The organism is Pseudoramibacter faecis (genome assembly GCF_036289405.1).
Classification (GTDB): domain Bacteria; phylum Bacillota; class Clostridia; order Eubacteriales; family Eubacteriaceae; genus Pseudoramibacter; species Pseudoramibacter faecis.
The window spans coordinates 141,665-165,279 of the sequence record NZ_JAYFFI010000001.1 but is presented as its reverse complement, the minus strand read 5'-3'; the positions used below and the strand labels follow the sequence as shown (position 1 = coordinate 165,279).

Annotated in this window: 22 protein-coding genes; all 22 read left to right on the top strand. The window is 46.0% G+C overall.

Annotated features, from left to right (window positions below; all coding sequences use genetic code 11):
- The first annotated feature begins 168 nt into the window (after positions 1 to 168).
- The 22 genes from V3C63_RS00790 to V3C63_RS00685 all read left to right on the top strand — a co-directional run bounded on the left by V3C63_RS00790 (position 169) and on the right by V3C63_RS00685 (position 23,584).
- Positions 169 to 1,944, top strand: a complete 1,776-nt coding sequence (locus tag V3C63_RS00790) for a ketose-bisphosphate aldolase (protein ID WP_329885920.1) — start codon at positions 169 to 171, stop codon at positions 1,942 to 1,944.
- Between the two features lie 13 nt (positions 1,945 to 1,957).
- Entirely contained in the window at positions 1,958 to 2,623 is a 666-nt protein-coding gene (locus V3C63_RS00785; RefSeq protein ID WP_329885919.1) for an HAD family hydrolase, read from the top strand.
- A 100-nt stretch (positions 2,624 to 2,723) separates the two neighbouring features.
- Positions 2,724 to 3,458 (top strand): deoxyribose-phosphate aldolase, encoded by a 735-nt coding sequence (deoC, locus tag V3C63_RS00780; protein WP_329885918.1) that lies wholly within the window; start codon positions 2,724 to 2,726, stop codon positions 3,456 to 3,458.
- A 17-nt stretch (positions 3,459 to 3,475) separates the two neighbouring features.
- Positions 3,476 to 4,198, top strand: a complete 723-nt coding sequence (gene deoC, locus V3C63_RS00775; protein ID WP_329885917.1) for a deoxyribose-phosphate aldolase — start codon at positions 3,476 to 3,478, stop codon at positions 4,196 to 4,198.
- Positions 4,199 to 4,236: 38 nt separating this feature from the next.
- The gene (locus V3C63_RS00770) at positions 4,237 to 5,763 is read left to right on the top strand and encodes a xylulokinase (RefSeq protein WP_329885916.1); all 1,527 of its coding nucleotides are present in this window, start codon (positions 4,237 to 4,239) and stop codon (positions 5,761 to 5,763) included.
- Between the two features lie 123 nt (positions 5,764 to 5,886).
- Positions 5,887 to 7,185: a transaldolase family protein gene (locus tag V3C63_RS00765; RefSeq protein ID WP_329885915.1), complete on the top strand. Its 1,299-nt coding sequence runs from the start codon at positions 5,887 to 5,889 to the stop codon at positions 7,183 to 7,185.
- A 1-nt stretch (position 7,186) separates the two neighbouring features.
- A complete protein-coding gene (locus V3C63_RS00760; protein ID WP_329885914.1) occupies positions 7,187 to 8,044 on the top strand; it encodes a transketolase in 858 nt (285 codons plus the stop codon).
- The gene (locus V3C63_RS00755; RefSeq protein ID WP_329885913.1) at positions 8,041 to 8,982 is read left to right on the top strand and encodes a transketolase family protein; all 942 of its coding nucleotides are present in this window, start codon (positions 8,041 to 8,043) and stop codon (positions 8,980 to 8,982) included. The genes V3C63_RS00760 and V3C63_RS00755 overlap by 4 nt, the downstream gene beginning before the upstream one ends.
- Before the next feature lie 211 nt (positions 8,983 to 9,193).
- Entirely contained in the window at positions 9,194 to 9,352 is a 159-nt protein-coding gene (locus V3C63_RS00750; RefSeq protein ID WP_329885911.1) for a hypothetical protein, read from the top strand.
- Positions 9,353 to 9,438: 86 nt separating this feature from the next.
- Positions 9,439 to 9,774: a hypothetical protein gene (locus V3C63_RS00745; protein WP_329885910.1), complete on the top strand. Its 336-nt coding sequence runs from the start codon at positions 9,439 to 9,441 to the stop codon at positions 9,772 to 9,774.
- A 1-nt stretch (position 9,775) separates the two neighbouring features.
- On the top strand, positions 9,776 to 10,489 hold the full coding sequence (gene deoC, locus V3C63_RS00740; RefSeq protein WP_329885909.1) for a deoxyribose-phosphate aldolase: 714 nt from the start codon (positions 9,776 to 9,778) through the stop codon (positions 10,487 to 10,489).
- Positions 10,490 to 10,663: 174 nt separating this feature from the next.
- Positions 10,664 to 11,356 carry a deoxyribose-phosphate aldolase gene (gene deoC / locus V3C63_RS00735; RefSeq protein WP_329885908.1) on the top strand — a complete coding sequence of 231 codons (693 nt, stop codon included), beginning with the start codon at positions 10,664 to 10,666 and terminating at the stop codon, positions 11,354 to 11,356.
- A gap of 79 nt (positions 11,357 to 11,435) precedes the next feature.
- Entirely contained in the window at positions 11,436 to 13,013 is a 1,578-nt protein-coding gene (locus V3C63_RS00730) for an FGGY-family carbohydrate kinase (RefSeq protein WP_329885907.1), read from the top strand.
- Positions 13,014 to 13,041: 28 nt separating this feature from the next.
- A complete protein-coding gene (locus tag V3C63_RS00725; protein ID WP_329885906.1) occupies positions 13,042 to 14,193 on the top strand; it encodes an iron-containing alcohol dehydrogenase in 1,152 nt (383 codons plus the stop codon).
- 376 nt (positions 14,194 to 14,569) lie between these two features.
- Positions 14,570 to 15,292, top strand: coding sequence for a GntR family transcriptional regulator (locus V3C63_RS00720; protein ID WP_329885905.1), 723 nt, complete (start codon positions 14,570 to 14,572; stop codon positions 15,290 to 15,292).
- A gap of 227 nt (positions 15,293 to 15,519) precedes the next feature.
- Positions 15,520 to 16,215: a YoaK family protein gene (locus V3C63_RS00715; protein WP_329885904.1), complete on the top strand. Its 696-nt coding sequence runs from the start codon at positions 15,520 to 15,522 to the stop codon at positions 16,213 to 16,215.
- Positions 16,216 to 16,361: 146 nt separating this feature from the next.
- On the top strand, positions 16,362 to 17,729 hold the full coding sequence (gene mgtE / locus V3C63_RS00710; RefSeq protein ID WP_329885903.1) for a magnesium transporter: 1,368 nt from the start codon (positions 16,362 to 16,364) through the stop codon (positions 17,727 to 17,729).
- A 228-nt stretch (positions 17,730 to 17,957) separates the two neighbouring features.
- The gene (gene serC / locus V3C63_RS00705) at positions 17,958 to 19,049 is read left to right on the top strand and encodes a 3-phosphoserine/phosphohydroxythreonine transaminase (protein WP_329885902.1); all 1,092 of its coding nucleotides are present in this window, start codon (positions 17,958 to 17,960) and stop codon (positions 19,047 to 19,049) included.
- Positions 19,050 to 19,199: 150 nt separating this feature from the next.
- Positions 19,200 to 20,369, top strand: coding sequence for a phosphoglycerate dehydrogenase (locus V3C63_RS00700; protein ID WP_329885901.1), 1,170 nt, complete (start codon positions 19,200 to 19,202; stop codon positions 20,367 to 20,369).
- Positions 20,370 to 20,378: 9 nt separating this feature from the next.
- Positions 20,379 to 21,620: a DUF1015 domain-containing protein gene (locus tag V3C63_RS00695; RefSeq protein ID WP_329885900.1), complete on the top strand. Its 1,242-nt coding sequence runs from the start codon at positions 20,379 to 20,381 to the stop codon at positions 21,618 to 21,620.
- A 130-nt stretch (positions 21,621 to 21,750) separates the two neighbouring features.
- On the top strand, positions 21,751 to 22,341 hold the full coding sequence (locus tag V3C63_RS00690; RefSeq protein WP_329885899.1) for a ComEA family DNA-binding protein: 591 nt from the start codon (positions 21,751 to 21,753) through the stop codon (positions 22,339 to 22,341).
- A 148-nt stretch (positions 22,342 to 22,489) separates the two neighbouring features.
- Positions 22,490 to 23,584, top strand: coding sequence for a hypothetical protein (locus tag V3C63_RS00685; protein ID WP_329886255.1), 1,095 nt, complete (start codon positions 22,490 to 22,492; stop codon positions 23,582 to 23,584).
- Positions 23,585 to 23,615 lie beyond the last annotated feature (31 nt).

Sequence of the window (23,615 nt, the reverse complement as noted above, 5' to 3'; positions counted from 1 at the left end):
CGTTATCAATAATCGTTATTTATATGGCATCAAAAATAGTGAATAAAAAATGTAAAGGATGCAAAAAAGTCTAGTTCGTCAACAAAAAATGACCTTTATTTTCATGGTTACTTGTCTATACTAGTATATAGATAACAGGAAGTTTGTTTTTAATGAAAGGAGTCAAAAATGACATACGTTAATATGAAAACAATGCTTGAAAAGGCGAAAAAAAATCATTACGCGGTTGGCGCATTTAATATCGTAAATGAATTGACTGCAAAAGCAGTTGTTGAAACAGCTGAGGATTTAAAACAGGATGTTATTTTGCAGACTTCAGTCAAAACGGTCAAAGTATTTGGCGCAAAAGAATTAATGGATATTTTAAAGCCGCTTGCTCAAAATGCAAAAATTAATGTGGCCATTCACTTGGATCATTCTCGGGATATTGAATATACGAAAAAATGCATCGATGCCGGATGGTCATCAGTCATGTATGATGGTTCGCAATTATCCCTGGAAGAAAATATTGCGAACACAAAAATTATTGCGGATTACGCGCACAAGCGTAACGCAACGGTGGAAGGGGAACTCGGAGCGATCGTCGGTGTTGAAGATGATATCGTCGTGAAAAAGGACGGCGGTGCATTTGCAAATCCAAAAGATTGTAAAAAATTCATGACGGAGACAGGGGTTGATGCATTGGCTCCCGCTGTCGGAACCGCTCATGGTGTTTACAAAGGTGAAATTAATTTAAATTATAAGCTGATGCAGGATATCAATGCGTTTTCGCCGGTTCCCCTTGTTTTACACGGGGGAACGGGACTATCAGCGGAGATGTTCGACCGGATGATTGAATCCGGGGCGGCCAAAGTAAACATATCAACCGCGATTAAAATCGCATATTGTCAGGGGATGCGGAAATACATGGATGAAAATCCGCAGGAAAATGATCCGCTCAAGCTAGATGCGTTTGTCGGAGATGGTGTGAAAGAGGTGGCGAGAAAGCATATCAGATTATTCAGTCAAATGGATCGCGCGCCTTACGCGGTGGATTTGCACACCCATTCTATACGTTCCGACGGTGGCGACACACCTCGGGAATTAATAGACAATGCGGCCAAACGAGGGGTGAAAGTTTTGGCATTGACAGATCATGATGTGATTCCGCCTCAAAAGATTGAAGTCGATGGCATTATGGTAGATCCGGTTGCTTATGCAAAAACAAAAGGGATTCAATTTATTCCCGGAATTGAATTTTCCTGTGAAACGCTCGTCGATGATGTTCATATTGTTGCGTTAGGCTGTGATTTCCGTCATCAAAAAATTTTAGACATGAACCGAAAAATTGTCCAAAGTAAAATCGATTCTTATTATCAGTTGACGGAACTGCTGACTGAGAAGGGAATGCCCGTCGCTTGGGACGAAGTGCTGAATTATGGCGGTATACCCAGGAAGCCGGAAGATGTTCAGAAAAAGATTATTTTTAATTTGATGGCGGAAAAGGGCTATACGGATACCTGGATTGAGGCAAAACTGCTTTGCAGAAATAACCCGGAATACAGCATCAAACGGAAAAAGCCGTCAGCAGTCGAAATCATTCGATTGATTCATGAGGTCGGCGGCATCGCGATTCTTGCGCACCCTTATTTGATTGATGACGTCGTCAGAGTGGATGATAGAAAAATGAGTCGGGACGACTTTACCGATTCGCTGATCGCAGAAGGCTTGGACGGCATTGAAGCATCGTATACCTATGATAAAACAACGTATGGCGGAGAGCTGACAAAAGAGGAAATCATCCAAAAGGTCAAAAGGGATTATTCAAATCGTGTGAAAATTATCTCTGGCGGTTCGGATTATCATGCCGATTATAAAAGAACGGACCAAAAAGTTCGCGATATTGGCGAATGCGGCATTACCTATGAATATTTTTCAAATAATGAGCTGTTATCAAAACTTTAAGAAGAGGATCAAAATGAAAGAATCACATCAACAATATCCTTACATTATTTTTGATCTGGACGGTACACTCGTTGATACCTGTCCGGATTTGGTAAAGACGGTTCAATATATTATAAAAAAATATCAGTTTGAAGAAAAGCCGTATGAATTCATCAGAGGCTGTATAGGCGGCGGTGCCAGAAATATTCTGCTTAGAGCTTTGGGGGCAGATAAGTCAGAGCTGATCGATTTTGAGTTATTACCTCTTTTTTCAGAATATTACACGGCGCATTGTGCAGACACATCAAAGGTTTATCCTGGCGTCGTCGATATTCTAGACGGTTATAAACAACAAAATAAGCATCTGGCGGTTGCGACATTTAAAATCCGAAGTGCGACAGAAAAAATTTTTCGAAAATTCGATTTGATGAAATATTTCGATGTGATCGTGACTGCGGATGATGTGGACAAGCCCAAGCCCGACCCGGACTGCATTTTAAAAATATTAGATTTTTATGGATGCAACAAAACGGAGGCGATTCTTGTCGGTGATACGAAGACGGATTACTTGACAGGAAAAAATGCGGGGATTGATGTCTGCATGGTGACTTATGGATATGGCGAAAAGAACGTGTTACAAAATCTCACGCCGTTATATTTAATAGACGATATAACCGAGATAAAAAGAGCGATCAAATAAAATGAAATAGTTTAATTATTATATTGACATGTATATACATGATGGTATAATAGAGATAATCAAACTGTCATGACAGAGCAATATAAAAAGGGGAAAAATTATGATCGATTGGAAACATATGACAAAACATGATTTAGGGAAACACTTTGACTATGCAATTCTGCCTAAAGATACAACGGAAGATGTTATTCGGAAAGAGTGTAAAAAAGCGATCGAATATAATTGCAAGGCCTTTTGTTTCTCTTCTTCATATTGGACTAAAGTTGTTGCGGAAGAGCTAAGGGGGACCAATTTGCTCGTTGGCGCAGCGGTGGGTTTTCCTTTCGGGCAGCAAACAAGCGCCGTTAAGTGTTTTGAAGCAGAAGAAGCTGTTCGCGTGGGCGCTACCGTATTGGATTGCTGTATGAACGTGGGGGCACTGAAAGATAAAAAGTATGACCAAGTGCTTCAGGAGTTTAAAGACTTTAAAAAAGCGTCTGGCCCAGTCATGACAAAAATGATTATTGAAGCAGAGATGTTGACCGATGAAGAAATCGCAACGGCGTGTAAACTGATTGCCGAAGCAGACATTGATTGGGCGAAGTCATCATCAGGTCAATATAACGGCATGACAATGGAACAGGTTCTCGTCATGGTTGACACACTAAAAGATAGCAAAACAAAGGTAAAAGTTTCCGGCGTCAAATATCCGCGGCCGCAAAATGCATACGCCTTTTTATTAGCGGGTGCGGAACTGATCGGATCGAGAGCGGCGCCGGAGATTATTGATGCATTGGACACCATGAGAAAAATCGGGATGATTCCGGCATATGAAGGACCGTCAGAAAGTGAATAAAATTGCGAGGGAACGTTATGGTCGATTTATCTAAAATGACAAAATGGGATATGGGGAAGCTATTCGATTATTCCGTATTGCCAAAACAAACGACAGAAGCAGAAATCAGAAGAGGCTGCAAAGAAGCGATTGAATATAATTGCAAGGCCTTTTGCTTTTCATCCTCAGAATGGACACCCATCGTTGCGGAAGAACTAAAAGGAACCGACATCATGGTCGGCGCGGCAATCGGTTTCCCTTTTGGCCAGCAGTCGAGTGCTGTGAAGGCCTTTGAAACGGAAGAAGCTGTTAAAAAGGGAGCCACTGTTTTAGATAATGTTATGAATGTCGGGGATTTAAAAGATAGGAAATATGACAAAATCAAGGCGGAATTCAATGATTATGTCCGTGCGGCTCAAGGCGTCATGACAAAGATGATTATTGAAACGTGTTGCTTGACCAAAGAAGAAATCACAACGGCTTGTCAGTTGGTTGCGGAAGCTGGCATCGATTGGGTTAAGACATCGACGGGACAGTATGAAGGCCCCGACATAATGGAAGTCAAGCGGATGGCCGATGCGGTTAGGGGGAGCAAAACGAAAGTGAAAGTGGCCGGCGTAAAAGCGCCAAGACCTCAAAATGCTTTCTGTTTTATTTTAGCCGGAGCGGAACTGATCGGATCGAGAGCGGCGCCGGCAATCCTGGACGCGGTGGACGATTTGAGAGAGATCGGGATTATTCCGGCTTACGCGGGTAAATAAAACGGATATTTAATCATTGAAGAAGAAGTGAGGAGAAAATGGGTAAATATTTAGTGGGCATGGACGCCGGAACGACCGGATGCAAAGTCTGTGTGTTTGATCTCGAAGGGAAATTGGTTGGCAGTGATTACAGAGAATATCCTTGTTATTATCCCCATGAAGGCTGGGTGGAACAAATTCCGGAGGATATTACGCCTGCGTTGTATGCGACTTGCAAGACAGCTATTGAGAAGTCAGGCATTCAGCCAAAAGATATTTTAGGGGTGGGCCTTTCATCGCAGGGTTCTGTCATTGGCATGCTGGATCAAGATGAAAAGCTGATCAGGCCCTTTGTCGGTTGGCAGGATTTGAGAGGTGCTGACAAAGAACTTGAATGGTACACAAAATATATTACCAGAAAAGAGCATTATCAAATTACAGGCGACCCGATCGGATTTGTTTTCAGCATTTTGAAGCTGATCTGGCTCAAGCAGAACGAACCGGAAAACTGGGATAAAACGGCCCTGTTTTCAACGCATCAGGATTATTTTTTAAAGCAGTTAGGCGCAGATGATTATTATACGGATTTTTCTTCGGCCAGTCGCGAAGGCATGATGGACATTAATACGGATCAGTGGTCGAAAAAGATTCATGATATTGTCGGCATTCCCTTGAGCAAAAGGGCAAAAATTATTGCAGGGCCAGGAAAAGTGGTCGCCTGCGTTAACGCCGAAATTTCAAAGTTAACAGGTTTGCCGGAGGGAACACCGGTTTGCATGGGCGCTCATGACCAGAATTGCAACACCTTCGGCTCCGGAGGGGTAGATGACGGAACGGCCGTGATGGTAATGGGAACCTTTGGATCCTGTTTCGTGATTTCCGATAAAAACATCAGGGACCCGAAGGGAAAACTGGTTGTGAAGGGAAATCATGGCGTCGGAAATTATACGATTGAAGCGTTTTCCAACACATCGGCATCCAGTTATCGCTGGTATCGGGATACTTTCTGCGATCTTGAAAAAATCGTGGGATCCGCGGCGGGCGTGAATATGGACCCCTATGAGGTTATCAACCATCAAATCGAGCGCGTTCCGATTGGCGCCAATGGCATCACTTTCTTGCCGTATTTACAGGGAGCTGCAGGAGAAAAATTAAACGATCGTGCGAGAGGAACATTTGTCGGGATGTCTTTAGGGACAACAAAAGCGGATATCGCCCGATCTGTAATGGAAGGCATTAGTTTTGAAATGCTGGACATTGTTAAAGCGGAACAGGCAGCCGGAATTGACATTAACAGCATTCGCCTGACAGGCGGAGCCGCAAAGTCGCCGTTATGGAGTCAAATGCTGGCAGATATGTCTAATTGTCCGATTTTAATCTTGGAAGCCAGTGAATCCGGCTGCCTAGGTGCGGCAATGTATGCGGGTGTAGGCGTCGGCGCCTATAATGACGTTCATGATGCATCGCAAAGAGCCGTTAAAATTAAAGAAGAATATACGCCGAATACAGATAATTTTGAAGCCTACGACAAGGCACATGAAAAATTCGCAAAAGTATACGAGGCGCTTGACAGTCGAGTGTTTTAAACAGTTATATTATTTTTGAGCGGTGGTTGGGATCATGATCCCAACCACATTTTCAAAAAAATACTTGTATAAACAGATATGGACCATTAAAAAAGAGAAGACAAGATTTGGAGATCAAGAAGAATGAATGTTTATTATCAAGTTAAAGATTTAAATTTACAGATTGCTCGGGGTGAAGAGGAATATGTCCATCATTTTCTGACACAACCCATTGATGATGAGGATATTTCCCGGATAAGGGCATTAGTCGAATATATTGGTGTAACGGATAATTTTAAAAAAGTGATTCGTACGTTTGATATGCCGAAGAGCGAAACACCTGCTGGCTTCAAGCTGCGCTATCAGATCAAAGACCATGTTCTCTTAGCTGATTTAGCAAGAGATATTTCCTATGACAAAAACAACCGAAAAAGACCGACCAATTTGCTTTTTTCAGCGGATAGTGCCAATCCATATGAAATAGAACCGATTAAAGATATTCTTGCCAATTTAACCTGCAATCCTGGCATTATTTACGATTTGTTTATTAATAATCCAAAAGCCAATATCGATCGTCGTTTTAAAACCAGAGACGAAGTGATGGCAGAGATAGGGAGAATTCTAGGGTCGGGAGCCGATATTTCTGTCGAACTGAATGATCCCTTTGGCAAAAGCGATTCGGAAATTTTGGAAGAGGCAGAAAAATTCAAGGAAATGCTTTCTGAGTATCGCGTTGTCATTAAAGTGCCTCACACCGGACCGGTTAATAAGGACAATGTTAACCAATTGCTCACAGGGGATAAAAAATTAGACACAAGGTATTCACAGCCTGGGACGGCGGATGCCTTTAGGGGCCATCGATTAGCGCTGATGCTCAAAGAACATGGATATCGGGTTAATTTCACTTTGATGTTTGAAACATGGCAAACGGCGCTGGCCCTTCAGGCAAAACCATATTTTATCAACTCCTTTATCCGCCATCGGTTGATGCAATCACAGGAAATGGAAAAATATCTCAGTCTGTTTGACAGCAGCCGGAATGTGAAATATCTGGAAGCGCTGCGAACGTTCATGATCGACAAGGATTATTATTCAGCTAAGGATGTCGTCGGTCTGGAAGAGGTCAGAGAAGACGCGCAAACGATTTTGAAGCAGCGCTCCTTCGAATCAAAAGAAGGTTCAGACGGCCTCGACGGGGTCAGACATAATCTGCGCTGGTTAAGACAGAGCAACTTGGATGGTACCAGATTGATTATTTGCAGCATGGAGGGCGCTGATAATTATCCGGATATTGACAAGCTGTTGGCCTCTGATGAATTCAGAGATATGTCAGGACGCGTCGTTTTGACGGCTGAACCCAATTATCTGGCACGCTTTGCCAGCGCCAATCAGGTGGTTTCTTACCAAAGACGGTTTATGAACGCGGCTAATGGAGAAAAGTAAGATGGGCATCTCGGCAATAGCGCTTGAATGTTTCGCAACAAGATGTCGCTTGAATGTGATCCGGATGTTAAAGTCAAGCGGACACGGTCATCTTGGCGGTGCCTTGTCTGCGATGGATATCATGACGGCCCTTTATTTTTCAGAGATGAATATCGATCCGAATATGCCGGATCAATCCGATCGGGATCGTTTTGTGTTGTCTGCGGGGCATAAGTGCCTGGCGCAATACGCTGTGCTGGCTGAAAAAGGATTTTTCGATAAACAGATTTTAGATACTTACGGCCATTTGAATTCTGTGATCCCGGGTCATCCGAACATGCAAAAATTACCCGGAATAGAAGCGAACACGGGCGCATTAGGGCACGGGCTGGCAATTGCGAATGGCATGGCAGCCTCTTCAAAGCTTCGGAAGGATAAAAGCCGTGTTTTCGCGATGATGGGTGATGGCGAATTGCCCGAAGGTTCTAATTGGGAAGCGGCGGCACAGGCGGCTAAATTCAAATTGGATAATTTGATTCTGTTCGTTGATTACAATGGCCTGCAGATCAGCGGCTCCGTAGAGGATGTTCTTAGTATGCAGCCGGTTATGGCCAAGTTTGAATCGTTTGGGTGGGCCGTTCATGAGATCGATGGCAATGATATGCGACAAATTCTCGATGTGTTAAAGAAGCTGCCCTTTGAAGCAGGGAAACCGAGTATTGTCTTTGCAAAAACAGTTAAAGCCAAAGGGATTCCAACGCAAGAAGGCAAAACGTCTTCTCATTTTTGGAAGCCATCCCAGAAAGAATTAGAACAATGCGAAATGATTCTGAGGGCAAAACTTTCATATCAAGAAAAAATTTATGAGGCCGTTTCATGAAAATTGGAGAATATTATGATCCCAGAAAGGTTTTTGGATCGTCCGTTTCAGCAATTGCAAAACAGGATGAACGCATTGTGTTATTTTCTTCGGATAGTGGAAAGAGCTCGGGATTTACAGATTTTATGACGGCATGTCCGGATCGGTATTTCGAATGCGGCATCGCTGAGCAGGGGACCATCGGGATGGCAGCGGGAATGGCGGCAGGCGGCTTTATTCTTGTATTTTGCGCCATCGCGTCCTTTGTTACCTGTCGCCCCTATGAAATGTTTCGAAACGATGTGGGGTATATGCATCAAAACATTAAAATCGTAGGGCGAAACAGCGGGATCACCTATTCGGACCTGGGGCCGACGCATCACGGTTTAGAAGATTTTGCAATCGTGAGAATGATTCCGGACGTGGTTATCCTGGCGCCTCAGGATCCGAATGAAATCAGAGAAGCCGCGAAAGCAATGTTGGCATACGATGGCCCTGTTTACATGCGGATAGGCAATCCCCCGATACCGGTTTTGTTTGAAGATACCAATTCATTTGAGATAGGGAAAGGGCGATTGATCTGCGAAGGAGCGGAAATAACGGTTATTTCGACAGGAAGCATGACCGAGTATGTGATGAGAGCAGAGAAAACCCTTAAAGGCGGCCATATTCATGTTGAACACATTGGCCTCCCGACTGTTTATCCTTTGGATCGAGAATTGATACTCAAGTCGGCGCGGAAAACAAAGCGTGTTTTGATCGTGGAAGAGCACTATCAAGACGGCGGACTGGGGACGCTTGTAACAGAGCTGCTTAGCGAAGAACCGGATGTTTCGGTGCGCCGTCACGGGATCCCTAAATGCTATGCGACGAACGGACCGTACAATGATGTTTTGTCGTATTACGAGCTGGATGAGGAGGGGATTATTCAACACATTAAAGATTTTATGAGTCGATAAGAAAATAAGTAAAATAGTATTTTACGATGAGAGAAGGAGAAAGGCAATGGTCGATTGATCAAAATACACCAAAGATAATATCGGAAAGCTTTTTGATTATTCTGTTCTGTCAAAGAACACGGATGAAAAAGATATTCGTCAAGGATGCAGGGATGCCGTTAAAGACAACTGTGCTGCTTTTTATGCCTCCAGTCAGTTTTGGTTCCCGGTTATGAAGGAAGAATTAAAAGGCAGTGATGTATTGCCGGCCGCAGCAATCAATTTTCCCTTTGGAAGTTCCACCCCTCCTGTCAAGGCCTTTGAGACAGAAGAAGCGATCAAGCTCGGCGCGCGCTCCGTCGATACGGTTATGAATGTCGGCGCTTTATAAAGAAGGGAAATACGACGTTATCAAAGAAGAACTGCGGTTATTTAAAGAGGCGGCGGGAGATGCATTGACAAAATATATTTTGGAAGTTGCCTTCTTATATAGACGAAGAAATTAGAATTGCCTGTGAATTGGTTGCGGAAATTGGAATTGATTACGCCAAAACAGCAAGCGGACAATTTGACGGCCCATCGATGGATCAGTTCTTAATCATGAAGCAAACGCTTGAAGGGACAGATATCAAATTAAAAGTAGCGGGAATAAAATTCCCCCGGCCGCAAAACGCCCATTGCTTTATTATGGCTGGCGCGGAATTGATCGGAACAAGAGCGGCCCCGGAAATTATCGACGCGCTCGATAAATGCGGGCAATCGGCATTGTCCCCGAATATGCAGGGGCATAGTGATATTAGGGAGATGAAATAAAATGATTGATCTGAAAACAATGTCTGCTGAAAGATTTGCGAAAGTATTCGACATGGCCATTTTAGCACCGGAAACGCAGGAAGAAGCCATTCGCGAGGGATGCAGACAAGCGAGAGAATACAATATTGCAGCCTTTTATACGACGCCATGCTGGACAAGCGTTGTTGCGGAAGCGCTTGAAGGCAGCGATGTGAAAGTGGGAGCAGCGATTTCCTTTCCGTACGGGACATTGACTTCCGAGATGAAAATGGCGGAAATCGACGACGCTTTGAAAAATGGCGCGACGGCGATCGATATGGTTATCAACATCGGAGCGCTTAAAGATGGGAATATTGATCTGGTAGAAAAAGAAATCCGGGGGCAAGTCGAGAAATGTCACAATCGTAACGTTCTGTGCAAAACGATTCTTGAAATTGGAACATTAACGGATAAAGAAATCGCAGTGGCGGCAAGGACTGCTTGTCAGTGCGGTGTAGATTATGTAAAAACGGGAACGGGCGCGAATATTCTGCCAAATGAACACCAGCTCCAAATCATGAAAGATTATATGGCCAATGGCGCCAAAATGAAATTTTCCGGGATTCCGCGGCAATTTCAGCTAGCCGCATGTCTGCGGATGATTGAGCTTGGCGTTGAGCTGATAGGGACAAGAAGTGCGATCCAATTAATCGATCAATATAAAAAATATTTAGCGGAAAAAGAACGCAAATTGTGATCTTTATATCCTGAACGCGCGTCAAGTCATTAATATTATGGATGCTTCTTGCACTGGTTCCCTAGGATACACCGTTCATTTCTTTTGGAGCTTTAACGATGTTCAGCTTTTGTCAGCATCCTCATTGGCCTTATTCATTTATATATAATTATTTAAGAAAAGGAGATAATGAAAATGATGACGGTAAAAGAATTTGCGAAGCATTTTGATCTCGCCCTGCTGGCTCCGAATACACGGGAAAAGGATATCGTAGAGGCATGCCAGACAGCTGCCAAGTATCAGGTGAATTCGGTTAATGTCAATTCGACATGGGCTGCGCTGGCAAAGTGTGAATTGGAAGGGACTGGCGTCGGACCAAGCGCTGTAATCGGGTTTCCTTATGGAGCCTGTATTTCAGAATGTAAGTATTTCGAACTTGAAAAGATGGTTGAACTGGGGTGCACCGCCTGTGACATGGTAGTTAACATTGGAGCGGTGAGAGACCATAACTACCAACTGGTTGAAAACGAAATTAGAAAGTTTGTAGAGATTTGTAAACCGGCTAACTGTGACACCAAACTGATTTTTGAAGTGGGATTCCTTACCGATCAGGAAATCGCAGATTTGACAAAGATCTGTTGTGAAGCCGGAGTAACTTATGTTAAAACGGCAACGGGAAGTCAGGCATTTCCCGATATCTCACAAGTTAAGATCATGAAGGCGAATCTTTCTAAAGATACAAAGATTAAGGTTTCGGGAGTTCCAAGAACCTTTACTCTCCCGGCGGCCATGTATATGTTTGATCATCTGGGCGTAAGCCTTATTGGCACCAGAAGCGCAGGCAAGCTTGTAGCTGCATATGAAGAATATCTCCAAGAAATCGGTTAATACCGCGTTATTCTGATTGCAATATACAAAATCACGGCGTTTTGAAATTATATAATGAATGAGGTGATTGGAGGTAATTATGAAAAAATATATTGTTGCCGTAGATATAGGGACAACTGGCACAAAAGCGGTTGTTTTTGATATAAAGGGTAATATTATGGGAATGGGATATTTCGATACGCCTACATACTTTCCACGTCCCGGATTTGTTGAACAGGATACAGCAGAAGTGGTAGAACTCCTATATACTTCAACAAAATTTGCGGTACAAAATTCTGGGGTTGATCCAAAAGATATTATAGGCGTTTCCTTCACCCATATGTGCTGTTCCTTTGTTCCTGTTGACAGAGAAGGTAATTACCTGAGCCGTTCCATTCTTTGGAATGACTTTCGGGGAGAGGAAATGTTCCCTTATATGAGGCAGAAACTGGCCGAAAACGGAATTGGCGAGATAGAAGATTATAACTTTACGGGGTATCCTTTTGGCCCTCTGGCAACCACACCGAAGTTTCTCTGGATCAAGAAAAATATGCCTGAAGTTTATGCGAAAACCTATAAATTTATCGGTTTGGAAGCGGTCATGATCAGTGCGTTTACAGGAAATACAGAGGAATACTGGGATGATAAGCCCGGTCTGACTTACACTAAGTTGTCCAATAATGATATTTTTGAACTTGATCCAAGGCGTGCCGAGATTTATGACATTGATATCAACAAATATCCAGGACGAAAGGATCCGGGCGATTTTGTTGGAACCGTGACGAAAAATGTTTCTGATCTTACCGGACTCCTTGAAGGTACGCCGGTTTACTGCGGCGCCGGGGACCAAAGATGCGCCGCAGTTGGGGCCGGTGTCGCAAGGGATGGTATGATCTCCGGTGTTCTTGGAACAGCAGGTGTAATTCACGCTTATAGCTCTAAACCTGTGCGTCATCCGGACGGAAAGATTTCCATCATGGGACATGCTGGAACAGGACACTGGCAGGTAGAGGGGTCTTCCAATTCCGGTGCATCCTCGCAGCGATGGTATAAGGATGTCTTTTGCCAGACAGAGCAGGCTTTTGCAGATATGACAGACAAGAGCGTATATAAGCTGATTGGCGAGATGGCGGAAAAATCTCCAGTCGGATCCAACGGAGTTATGTATACTCCCTGGCTTGATGGCTGTGACTGCCCTCGATTTGATGGAAATGGACGAGCAACCTTTACTGGTTTATCTTTCTCCCATAACAAAAATGATATTGCACGATCTATTCTTGAAGGTGTTTGTTATGAGATGAAATCGATGATTGATGAGGCAGACCGCACGCTCGGTTTTGTAACAGAAACATTGCGAACAGTTGGCGGCGGAGCAAAGTCACGGTTATGGAATCAGATTCAAGCGGATGTTTATAACAAAAAAATCGAGACCATAAAATGTGAAGAAACCACCGCTCTTGGAGCAGCAATGTTTGCAGCAATCGGGGCAGGTGTATACAAGGATATTCATGAAGCGATTGATAATATGGTTCAAGTTGATTATTACCTTGAACCAATTTCAGAAAATGTAGAACGATATGCGAAGCTTTATGAAATATACACACACATCTATGAAGATCTATCGAAACGGGTATTTCCTGCGATCAAACGGTATCAGGATCAATATTTTGAAGAATAATGCATTTTTTTGAAAGAAGGCAGTATTTATGGATTTTGCTTTTTATACGTCAAACAAGATAGTTTTCAAACAAGGTGCGATCAACGAGGTGGGAGAAAATATTAAAGGTCTGGGAAGCAAATTTCTTGTGGTTGTTGATCCGTTTTTTTCTAGAAAAGAAGCGATGAAGACTTTGACAAAACAAATAGAGGAAATCGGAGCGACATATACTGTATTTAGTGATGTTACAGGGGAACCTACGGTTGATCTTGTGGATGAGGTGGCAACTTTTGCCGGGGAACAAAATTGCGATGCGGTCATTTCATTAGGAGGCGGAAGCACCATTGACGTGGGAAAAGCCACTGCGGCACTGATTACCAACGGAACGCCTTCTATTGATTACCTTGAGGTGGTTGGAAAAGGAAAGAAGGTTGAAAAGCAGCCCGTCCCCTTTGTGGCCATCCCGACAACCGCAGGTACAGGAAGCGAGGTCACCAAAAACGCAGTGCTTGGTTCCAAAACACAAGGCTTCAAACGATCCATGCGAGATGACAAGATGGTTGCGACAATCACAATTGTTGATCCACTTCTTACGATAGAATGTCCGCCTTCTGTTACTGCAAGCTCTGGTATCGATGCCCTGACTCATCTGATAGAAGCGTACACAACGTTGCGTGCAAAACCAATCAGCGATGGACTCGCACTAAAAGGAATCGAGCTGGCAGGCAGATATTTAGAGCGCGCATATAAAGACGGCAGTGATATAGAAGCACGTGAAGGTATGTCAGCTGCTGCATTAATCGGCGGTATGGCGTTTGCCAATTCCGGACTTGGTGCAGCTCATGGATTTGGCATGGCTGTAGGAATTCGTTATCACCTGCCGCATGGTATGGCTTGCGGGATTTCGCTGCCGCATGTTGTTCGTCTGAATGCAAAAGCCTGCTCGGAAAAAATGGATAGAATTGGAGAGGCTCTGACAAATAAGAAGTTTATAAAGCCCGGCGAAGGCACCACGGCCGCGATTGAATTCCTATTTGATCTAAATGAGGCAATCGGGATTGAAAAAGATTATAAATTCTTGAATGTGCCTGAAGAAGAAATACCAGAGGTGGCTCTTGGAAGCCGCGGGACCAGCATGAATAATAATCCGGTTCAGCTCTCTGACGATGAATTAATCTCCTTTATGAAAGAGATCATGTAATGTGACGATGGTCACACAGAATCGTATGAATCTGGTTCTGTGTGATCATTAATTTTCTAAAGCGACCCTTTATGAACTGAAAGCTTTTTCTGGGAGAGATTGCATTTTTTATTTTCAACAATGTTAGGTATATAGAGTTATATGATGCTGCTGCATAAATAAAGTTGTCATTTTCTTTTTATAATATAATCCAAAGAGAGCAGGAACTCTATCCAACTTAAATTCAGTCGTCTAACTTGATTTTACAATCGGCGCAGGAAAGATAAATTTATGGTAAAGTCAAACCGCATATTGTGTGCTTGACTTTATTTTTTCGTTAAAATACAATATGCTTTAATTAAATAAGACACTATTATATTACAATAAGGATAGAAAAATGTTAGATAGAAATGATCCTAAGCCATTACATCAGCAATTACGTGAAATTTTAGAAGATGCGATTGAGTCAGGAAAATGGGGACCTGATGAAAAAATCCCTTCAGAAAATGAGTTAAGCAGTATGTACGGGCTTAGCAGGATGACGGTGCGCTCTGTTCTAACTGAACTGGTTCGTGAAGGATGGTTATATCGGGTTCAAGGGAAAGGGACTTTTGTTTCTGAAAAAATTGAAACATTGAGTCCGGCCTATATCGGCATCCGCGAGCAATTAGAAAAAATGGGCTATGAGATTTCAACAAAAATTATTGAAATCAAAACAGAAAAGGGTAATCAAACGGTTACCAAGCGCCTCAAATTGCAACCATATGATTTAGTATATAAAATAAAAAGGGTTCGCTATATAAGAAACGAGCCAATTAGTATTCATATTTCCTATGTCAGCCCTAAATACAGTTTTCAGTTAACGAAAGAAAATTTAGAAAAAGAGCAACTGTGTGTCATTTTAAATGAAGAGTATGGATTGCAAAGGAAGCGGGTTGATGAAACTTTAGAATCGGTTTCGGCTTCAAGCGAGGAAGCCAAGCTATTGAATACGAAAAAAGATAGACCATTATTGCTTCTGAGAGATGTAATTTATTCCAGCGATGGTCTTCCTTTCGAATATACAAAAGTTATTTTCAAGGGAGATAAAATCAAGATAAAACTCACTTATGAATCATAAGGATCGTTCGGTTTTTAAATACATCATTAGGATAGAAGGCTCCTTCGGGGTCTTTTTTCTTTGTCGGATCAAAGCTCATTTGACAAGCGCGGGCAAGTAGCGTACCATGAAAAAAGTTTGCCAATCCCGCAAGCGCAAGCATCACGCGAAAAGTGCTTAAAAGTGGAATGTGCATGGATTAAAATAGCGATGCAGATCCATCACACGTATCGGAAAGGAGTTGCATCATGAAAGCGGACGAACGGATCTCGGAGACCTTTCGGCTGGGGGCGCTTCTGGCGATGGTCGGCGGATTTTTGGATGCTTACAGCTATGTGACCCGCGGCCAGGTCTTTGCAACAGCGGAAACCGGCAATATCGTGCTGATGGGGCTCAACCTCGCCCAGGGTAACGGGCCCCGGGCTCTGCGCTATCTGCTGCCCATCAGCGTGTATGCGCTGGGCATCCTGGTGGCCAAATGGATCCACGAGGAGCACACCGCGCGCGAAATCTCCCTTTTGCATTGGCGCCAGATCATCATCGTCCTGGAAGCCGTCGTTTTGCTGGGTGTGACCTTTATTCCCCAAAGTGACGGCTGGAACCTGGTGGCCAATGTGATGATCGCTTTCGTATCGAGCATGCAGGTTCAGAGCTTTCGGCGGCTGCGGGGCGGCGCCTTCGCGACGACCATGTGCACCGGGAATTTGCGCAGCGGGGTGGATACGCTGTATCGGGCGATGCGCAGCCACGACCGCGGTCAGGCCAAAAAGTCCCTGCGCTATTTCGGCATCATCGCCTGTTTTGTGTTCGGGGTGGTGGGGTCTTTTCGGTTGACGGCCGCATTCGGGCGTCTGGCGATGCCCTTTGCGGTGGCAGTGCTCGTCGTGGTCTACCTGATGCTGCTGGTCGAACCTTTAGAAACACATGGTCATATCGACCGATGACGAAGGCTTGGAGAACTTTGACGAAAACTGTTTTTAAAAGGGTGACGCCGTTCGGGAATTTCTGTTATAATAGGCAAAGATAATCTTAAGAAAGCACGGGAAGTTTAGTGGCGAAGTAACAAGATTAACGGTTGTCGGAGGGTGCCATGGCCAGTGAAGAACAAAAACAATTAGAACAGCACGAAGCCCTGTTAGAACGCATTAAAAGCCGGGAACCCATCAACACGGAGTGGCTGGATGAAATCATGCACTCGGCCGACATTGTGGCTGTGCTCGACGACGACGCCATCGATGACGAAGATCTGAAGTGGTTTTTTAATCAGGATGATAAAGAATTCCTGGCGGACGTGCTCGAAGATGCCGACGACGAATTGCAGGCGCGGGTGGTCCATCAGCTGGCCTATTCGGATATCATTCGGATTTTTTCCTTCATGCCGAATGACGAAATTGCGGATATCCTGGGCGATCTGCCCATCGACAGCCGCAAGCGTCTGCTCAATATGATGAAGGCCAGCGATTCCAGAGAGCTCCAGGTGCTCCTGGGATACGAAGACAATACGGCCGGCGGCCTGATGACCACGGAATATATCGCCTTGTATCAGGATCTGACCGTGGTGCAGGCTTTGATGAAAATCCGGGAGATCGCCCCGAAAACCGAAGTCATCGAGACGATTTTTGTGCTCAACCGCAAACGGCAGCTGGTGGGCTGGGCCGATCTCCGGGATATTCTTTCGGAAGATCCCGCGACCTTGCTTGAAGACATCATGGATCCCAACGTGGTGACGGTGGATCCGCTGCTCGATCAGGAGGAAACGGCACAGGTCGTGCGCAAATACGATTTGACGGCACTCGCGGTGGTCAACCGCCGCAAATCGCTGCTCGGAATTGTCACGGCCGACGACATCATGGACGTCATGGTGGAAGAACAGACGGAAGATATCCTTCACATGGGGGGCGTTTCCGGCGAGGAAGAAATCGGCGGAGAAATCGGCGTTTCTATCAAGCGGCGTTTGCCCTGGCTTTGCGTCAATTTGATCACGGCCTTTATCGCGGCGTCGGCCATCGCCATGTTCGATTCGGTGATCGCCCGGGTGGCGGCGTTGGCTTCGGTGATGACCATCGTTTCCGGGATGGGGGGAAATGCCGGCTCCCAGACGCTTTCGGTAGCGATTCGGGGCATCACCCTCGGCGAGATCAATTTGAAAGACGATTGGCCCCTGGTATTTAAAGAGATCGCTTTGGGCGCGCTCAACGGCGCAGCGATCGGCCTGATCACCGGGATCATCATTTATTTCCGATATCACAACATTTATCTGGGCATGGTGGTGGTGATGGCCATGATTGGCAATTTGGTGATCGCCGGCGTTTCGGGCTATCTGATCCCATTGGTTTTGGAAAAGATCGGTCAGGATCCGGCGTTGTCTTCTTCTATTTTTTTGACGACGATGACGGATACCTGCGGCTTTTTTATCTTTCTGGGACTGGCCAAATTATTTTTGCCGTTGCTGGTGTGACGCGTAATTAAGATCCTCTTCGGAGGATCTTTTTTCGTATCCGTTCGGATGGACATCATTGTTCTGCTTTTGCATGTTTTTTATTAAAAGCAAAAGGAAAGGCACCGCTCAAAAATACCGATCTTTGGCTAAAAATAACACTTTACCGCATTGAAAAAAACAAACCTTATGATTATAATGTTCTTGTTTGTAACTTTACATGATTCAAAATTCATCAGGAGGTAAATTGTGGAAAGAGTTTACAACTTTTCTGCCGGTCCGTCTGCTTTGCCGGTGGAAGTGCTCGAAACCGCGCAAAAGGAAATGCTTTGCTACGGCGATGCCGGCATGTCCGTGATGGAGATGAGCCATCGTTCGGCAGCTTTTGCGGACATCCTGGCGCAGACAAAGGCGGATTATAAGGAATTGATGCAGGTGCCGGATAATTATGAGATCCTGTTCCTGCAGGGCGGCGGTTCGACGCAGTTTTCGATGATTCCGCTGAATCTGATGACGGACCATCACCGGGCGGATTATATTCAAACGGGGAACTGGGCGAAAAAGGCCTATCAGGAAGCGGTGAAGGTTGGCGACGCCAAGGTGATCGCCTCTTCGGAAGATAAAACCTACACTTATATTCCGAAGTTTAATGCGTCCTTAATGCGCGACGATATCGATTATCTGTATATCTGTGTGAACAACACGATTTACGGCACGCGCTTTCGCCCGGACAGCCTGCCAACCGTGCCGGCAAACGTGCCGCTGGTAGCGGACATGTCGTCCAATATTTTGTCGGAAGTCTATGACGTGTCCAAATTTGGATTGATCTTTGCCGGCGCGCAGAAGAACATGGGCCCGGCCGGGGTTGTCGCGGTGATTATTCGCAAGGATCTGCTGGGCCACGCCGCGGCGGATATTCCGACGATGCTCGACTATCAGATTCACGCCGACAAAGATTCCTGTTATAACACGCCGCCGTGTTACAGCATTTATATCTGCGGTTTGGTTTATAAGTGGCTCAAGGAGCTCGGCGGGGTGCCGGCAATGGAAGTCATCAACAAAGAAAAAGCAGCTAAACTTTATGACTTCTTGGATAATTCCAAACTTTTCAGGGGCACGGTGGTGCCGGAAGACCGTTCGCTGATGAATGTGCCTTTTGTGACCGGCGATGCCGATCTCGACGCCCAGTTCGTGAAGGAATCCAAGGCGGCCGGCCTCGAAAACCTCAAAGGTCACCGTACGGTCGGCGGGATGCGGGCGTCCATTTATAACGCCATGCCTATGGCCGGCGTCGACGCGCTGATCGATTTCATGAAACGTTTTGAAATGGCGCATCGATAAGCCGGTTACGCCATCTTAAACGCCGAGGATTCACAGACAGCCTGTTGAAGCATCAGAGCCGGAGCAGCCGGCTCACCATTACGCGCGCAGTAAAGTTCGGGGTAGTATCGAAGTTGGCCGAATTTGCTGCGGCATTATGAAAGGTAAAAAATGAAATATCAAATCAAGACCCTGAATAACATTTCCAAGCGAGGCCTCAAGCAATTAACCGACGCTTATATCGTCGATGGGGACGGATCGGAGCAGCCGGACGGCATTTTGGTGCGCAGTGCCAAAATGCACGATATGGACCTGCCGGAAAGCCTGAGCTTTATCGGCCGAGCGGGCGCCGGTGTCAATAACATTCCACTCGATCGCTGCGCCGAAGCGGGTATCGTGGTTTGCAACGCGCCGGGGGCCAACGCCAATGCCGTGAAGGAAATGGTGGCCACGGCCATGCTCATCTCTTCCAGAAAAGTGGTGGAAGGGATCGAATGGACGAAAAACCTCAGCGGGGATACGGATATCGCCGCCGCGGTGGAAAAAGGCAAGAAGCAATTTGCAGGGCCTGAATTGTATAAGAAAAAGATGGGCGTTATCGGCCTGGGGGCAATCGGGGTGCTGGTTGCCAACATGGCCGTGGATTTCGGCATGAAGGTTTACGGGTTCGACCCATTTATCTCCATTAAACACGCCTGGGGGCTAAGCAGAAAAGTCAAACGGGCCTCCAGTCTGGAAACCCTTTTCCAGAACTGCGACTATATTTCGATTCATGTTCCCTTCATGAAGGAAACCGAAAACTACGTGAATGCCGATCTGCTCAAGATTTGTAAGCCGAGCCTGCGGCTGATCAATTTGGCCCGCGGCGGCTTGGTGGATGAAGACGCGCTGACCGAAGCTCTCGAAAACGGCCGTCTCGCGGCCTACGTGACGGACTTTCCGAGCAACAAAACCTTTGCCATGAAGCACGTGATCAACATTCCGCATCTGGGAGCGTCCACACCGGAAAGCGAGGAAAACTGCGCTTCCATGGTGATTGACTCCATGCGCGAATTTCTGGAAAACGGGAATATTGTCAACTCGGTCAATTATCCCGACTGCAACATGGGCATCTGCGAGAGCGCACACCGCATCACGGTGGCCCATCACAACGTGCCGAACATGATCGCGGGTATCACGGCGGTGCTGGCTAAAGACAACATCAACATTGCCAACATGACGAACAAAAATAAAGGCCAGTTTGCCTACACGATGATAGACGTCGATTCGGAAGTGACCGATCAGGCCATTGCCGACCTTAAAGCGATTGAAGGCGTGACTCGTGTGCGCCTGGTGAAATAAGGAGCGATCATGGCGACCATTAAAGCCTTTAAAGCGCTGCGGCCGGCGCCGGAGAAAGCAGCGGCTGTCGCGGCGCTGCCCTACGATGTTTATAATCGAGCGGAGGCGCGGGCGGCGGCTCGGGGCCGGTGCGATTCCTTTTTGCGGGTGGACCGGCCCGAGACCACGATGGACGAGCGCATCGATCTTTACGATCCGGCGGTGTACCGCAAGGCTAAGATCAACCTCGAGCGACTCATCTCACGGCAGGTGCTGATCCAGGACGAGACCCCTTGCCTATATCTTTACGAGCTGACAATGAACGGCCGCAGCCAGACGGGCATTGTCGCCTGCACCGCCGTCGACGAATATTTGAACGGAACGATCAAGAAGCACGAGCTGACCCGGGCGGACAAAGAGCAGGACCGCATCCGTCACGTGGATGCCTGCAACGCCAATACCGGTCCGATCTTTTTGACCTATCGGCATCAGAAGGCCATTGCGGCGTTGACGGATCAAGTAAAAAAGATGGAGGCTGCCGTCGATTTTGTGGCCGATGACGGAGTGCGCCATCGGGTGTGGATCATTGACGATGCGGCGGCGATTGACGCGCTGATCGATCAATTCGCAGCTGTTCCTGCGCTCTATATTGCCGATGGTCATCACCGGGCGGCTTCGGCCGTTAAAGTAGCGCAAATGCGACGGGAAGCACATCCCGGCTATACAGGGGAAGAGCCCTTTAACTTTTTTTTGTCGGTGATTTTCCCCGATAGCGACCTGTCCATCATGGATTACAATCGCGTTGTGAAGGATTTGAACGGCCTGTCGGAGGCGGAATTTCTTGCGGCGATCGAAAGGGATTTTAATATTAAGCGTCTGGGGGAAAAAGCCGCAGCGCCGGACGCCAAGGCGACATTTACCATGCTTTTGGAGAGCACCTGGTATCGCCTGCGTGCCAAGGCCGGTACCTACGATTCCGAAGACCCGGTGAAAAGCCTGGACGTGTCGATTTTGCAGGAAAATTTGCTGGCCCCGATTTTGGGCATCGGGGATCCCCGAACCGATGCGCGCATCGATTTTGTCGGCGGGATTCGCGGTCTGGCCGAGCTCAAACGTCGGGTGGCCACCGATATGCACGTGGCCTTTGCCCTGTATCCGACGTCGATCGCCGAGCTGATGGCCATTGCGGATGCAGGGATGCTGATGCCGCCCAAGTCTACCTGGTTTGAGCCTAAGTTGCGCAGCGGGTTGTTTATTCACAAATTGTCATAAATCAATCATTGATCCCGGGAGTTGTCTCGGGATTTTTTATTTTTTGAAAAAATCACTATCGGATGCGATCTCGTGATATAATAAATGAAACTGTAAACATTTGTACAATGACTTTTACGGGGAGGCAGTCATGAAGTCCGAAAGCAAACGGCGAAGAAAACAAATAATGCTCTTGATGGCTGTCGCGATGGTTGCCGTATTGGTGATCGGCAGTTTCTGGATTAAGCTGAAACAGGCCAACGAAAAAGTGCTCAGCAACTCAGAGATCTCGCAGACATCTCAGAAAAAAGGGCGTGCCGCGACGTCGAAAATAATGGTGCATGTTGCCGGGGCGGTCAATCGTCCGGGATTATACCGTCTGTCGCCGGACGCCCGGGTGAATGATGCGATTAAGGCAGCCGGCGGGGCAACGGCAGAGGGCGATGTTAATGCCCTCAATTTGGCGGAAAAAGTTAAGGACGGCCAGAAGCTCACGGTGCCCAATCGAAGCGCATCGGCTCAAACGGCGAATCAGAATACGACAGGAACGGCGATTGTCAATATCAACACAGCGTCGAAGGAAACGCTCATGACATTGCCGGGCATTGGTGAAGTGCTGGCTCAGAATATTATCGACTATCGCACGAAAAACGGCCCATTTAGCTCAACGGAAGAAATTAAGGAGGTCAATCGCATCGGGGATAAACTATACGAGCAGCTAAAGGATCGGATCAGTGTCTGACAAAAGAATGAATATTATAGTAAAGAATTCCTTCTAAAGTTAATTCGTTTAAATTTAAGTAAAAATTTGGATATGATTGGAATTGGCAGAGAAAGAGGCTTAGATGATGAGGATAAAAACATTAAAACAGCGCAGCATTGTGGCATTAATGGCGGCTTGCATGGTTTTAGGCGCATGGCTCACTGCCTGTGGCAAAGCACCAACGCTTGGCACCGAGGTGAAAGATTACGATCAGTTTAGGCGATTGGAGGAATCATCGCTGGAACTGAAGACCGGCAAAAAATTGCAGGTATTTATTCCGAAAGATGGCAGCAAATCAGCTTCAGGAAATTATTTGAGTGCGTCGGCTAACGGAACTTCGTTGAATCTGCGCAGCGTCGATGCCGCTTACGTGAATTCTGCCGGTGGTATAAAGGCCTATCTACAAAAACATGGTTCCATGGCGGCGCCGAATCTCAACGCGGCGGTCGATACCTTGGGCAAAATCAAAAAAACGGAAGACGGAAATACCTGCTATCGCACAGGTTTTCAGGTTCTTCCCCAATATGACAACGGATATTATAGCGTGTGTCGCACGGAGTTTTTGACAAAGATTGTCAGCAAGGATAAAAAAACGACCAATTATGTTATGGGCATGATCAATATCGCGAACAATACGGCGAATGACAAAACCCAAGCAACCGTTGACGAGATGTCGCAGTATTACCAGGTTAAAGTGTATTGGAATAGCAAGAAAGCGAAGAAGGCCGCCAAGAAATACACGCAGAATCCACCGACTACCAAACGCGTTCTCTCCGGCTCTTACACGGTGCCGATTCCATCAGACTGGCGCATGGATACCACTCGAACAACGTCGAATGTGACGTTCTATGGGCCGGGCGGCAGTGCCTCTTCGGCTCAGAATCTGCTCATTGCGCGCAGATACATTAGCAGCAGCACTCAAAATTTCTCAGATGCGGCGTTTAAGCAGTATTTCGAAAGAGCAATGCAAAAAGCATTCGATGGGATGCAGGTGGAAATGAACGCTGTCAAAAGTCCGATTGCTTCCGGAAAAGCATATAGCCTTAAGATGAGCAGAGGGAATGCCCAGATCAATGGCTATCTCTTCTTCGGGAAATATAACGTCATTATGATCTACAATGTCTCTGAAGGAAATATTTCGGCGGATCAAAAAACGGTGTTGGACAATGCCTTTAATGGCCTGGTGGCGTATAGCGATTTGAAGGATGATAAGAATAATTAAAATTGGGAAATAGGTAATTATGTCAAAAAGA

Excerpts from the sequence above, each read along its gene's own strand:
- V3C63_RS00790 (WP_329885920.1), top strand. The coding sequence starts at position 169 with ATGACATACGTTAATATGAAAACAATGCTTGAAAAGGCGAAAAAAAAT.
- V3C63_RS00785 (WP_329885919.1), top strand. The coding sequence starts at position 1,958 with ATGAAAGAATCACATCAACAATATCCTTACATTATTTTTGATCTGGAC.
- deoC (WP_329885918.1), top strand. The coding sequence starts at position 2,724 with ATGATCGATTGGAAACATATGACAAAACATGATTTAGGGAAACACTTT.
- deoC (WP_329885917.1), top strand. The coding sequence starts at position 3,476 with ATGGTCGATTTATCTAAAATGACAAAATGGGATATGGGGAAGCTATTC.
- V3C63_RS00770 (WP_329885916.1), top strand. The coding sequence starts at position 4,237 with ATGGGTAAATATTTAGTGGGCATGGACGCCGGAACGACCGGATGCAAA.
- V3C63_RS00765 (WP_329885915.1), top strand. The coding sequence starts at position 5,887 with ATGAATGTTTATTATCAAGTTAAAGATTTAAATTTACAGATTGCTCGG.
- V3C63_RS00760 (WP_329885914.1), top strand. The coding sequence starts at position 7,187 with ATGGGCATCTCGGCAATAGCGCTTGAATGTTTCGCAACAAGATGTCGC.
- V3C63_RS00755 (WP_329885913.1), top strand. The coding sequence starts at position 8,041 with ATGAAAATTGGAGAATATTATGATCCCAGAAAGGTTTTTGGATCGTCC.
- V3C63_RS00750 (WP_329885911.1), top strand. The coding sequence starts at position 9,194 with ATGAAGGAAGAATTAAAAGGCAGTGATGTATTGCCGGCCGCAGCAATC.
- deoC (WP_329885909.1), top strand. The coding sequence starts at position 9,776 with ATGATTGATCTGAAAACAATGTCTGCTGAAAGATTTGCGAAAGTATTC.
- deoC (WP_329885908.1), top strand. The coding sequence starts at position 10,664 with ATGATGACGGTAAAAGAATTTGCGAAGCATTTTGATCTCGCCCTGCTG.
- V3C63_RS00730 (WP_329885907.1), top strand. The coding sequence starts at position 11,436 with ATGAAAAAATATATTGTTGCCGTAGATATAGGGACAACTGGCACAAAA.
- V3C63_RS00725 (WP_329885906.1), top strand. The coding sequence starts at position 13,042 with ATGGATTTTGCTTTTTATACGTCAAACAAGATAGTTTTCAAACAAGGT.
- V3C63_RS00720 (WP_329885905.1), top strand. The coding sequence starts at position 14,570 with ATGTTAGATAGAAATGATCCTAAGCCATTACATCAGCAATTACGTGAA.
- V3C63_RS00715 (WP_329885904.1), top strand. The coding sequence starts at position 15,520 with ATGAAAGCGGACGAACGGATCTCGGAGACCTTTCGGCTGGGGGCGCTT.
- mgtE (WP_329885903.1), top strand. The coding sequence starts at position 16,362 with ATGGCCAGTGAAGAACAAAAACAATTAGAACAGCACGAAGCCCTGTTA.
- V3C63_RS00700 (WP_329885901.1), top strand. The coding sequence starts at position 19,200 with ATGAAATATCAAATCAAGACCCTGAATAACATTTCCAAGCGAGGCCTC.
- V3C63_RS00695 (WP_329885900.1), top strand. The coding sequence starts at position 20,379 with ATGGCGACCATTAAAGCCTTTAAAGCGCTGCGGCCGGCGCCGGAGAAA.
- V3C63_RS00690 (WP_329885899.1), top strand. The coding sequence starts at position 21,751 with ATGAAGTCCGAAAGCAAACGGCGAAGAAAACAAATAATGCTCTTGATG.
- V3C63_RS00685 (WP_329886255.1), top strand. The coding sequence starts at position 22,490 with ATGGCGGCTTGCATGGTTTTAGGCGCATGGCTCACTGCCTGTGGCAAA.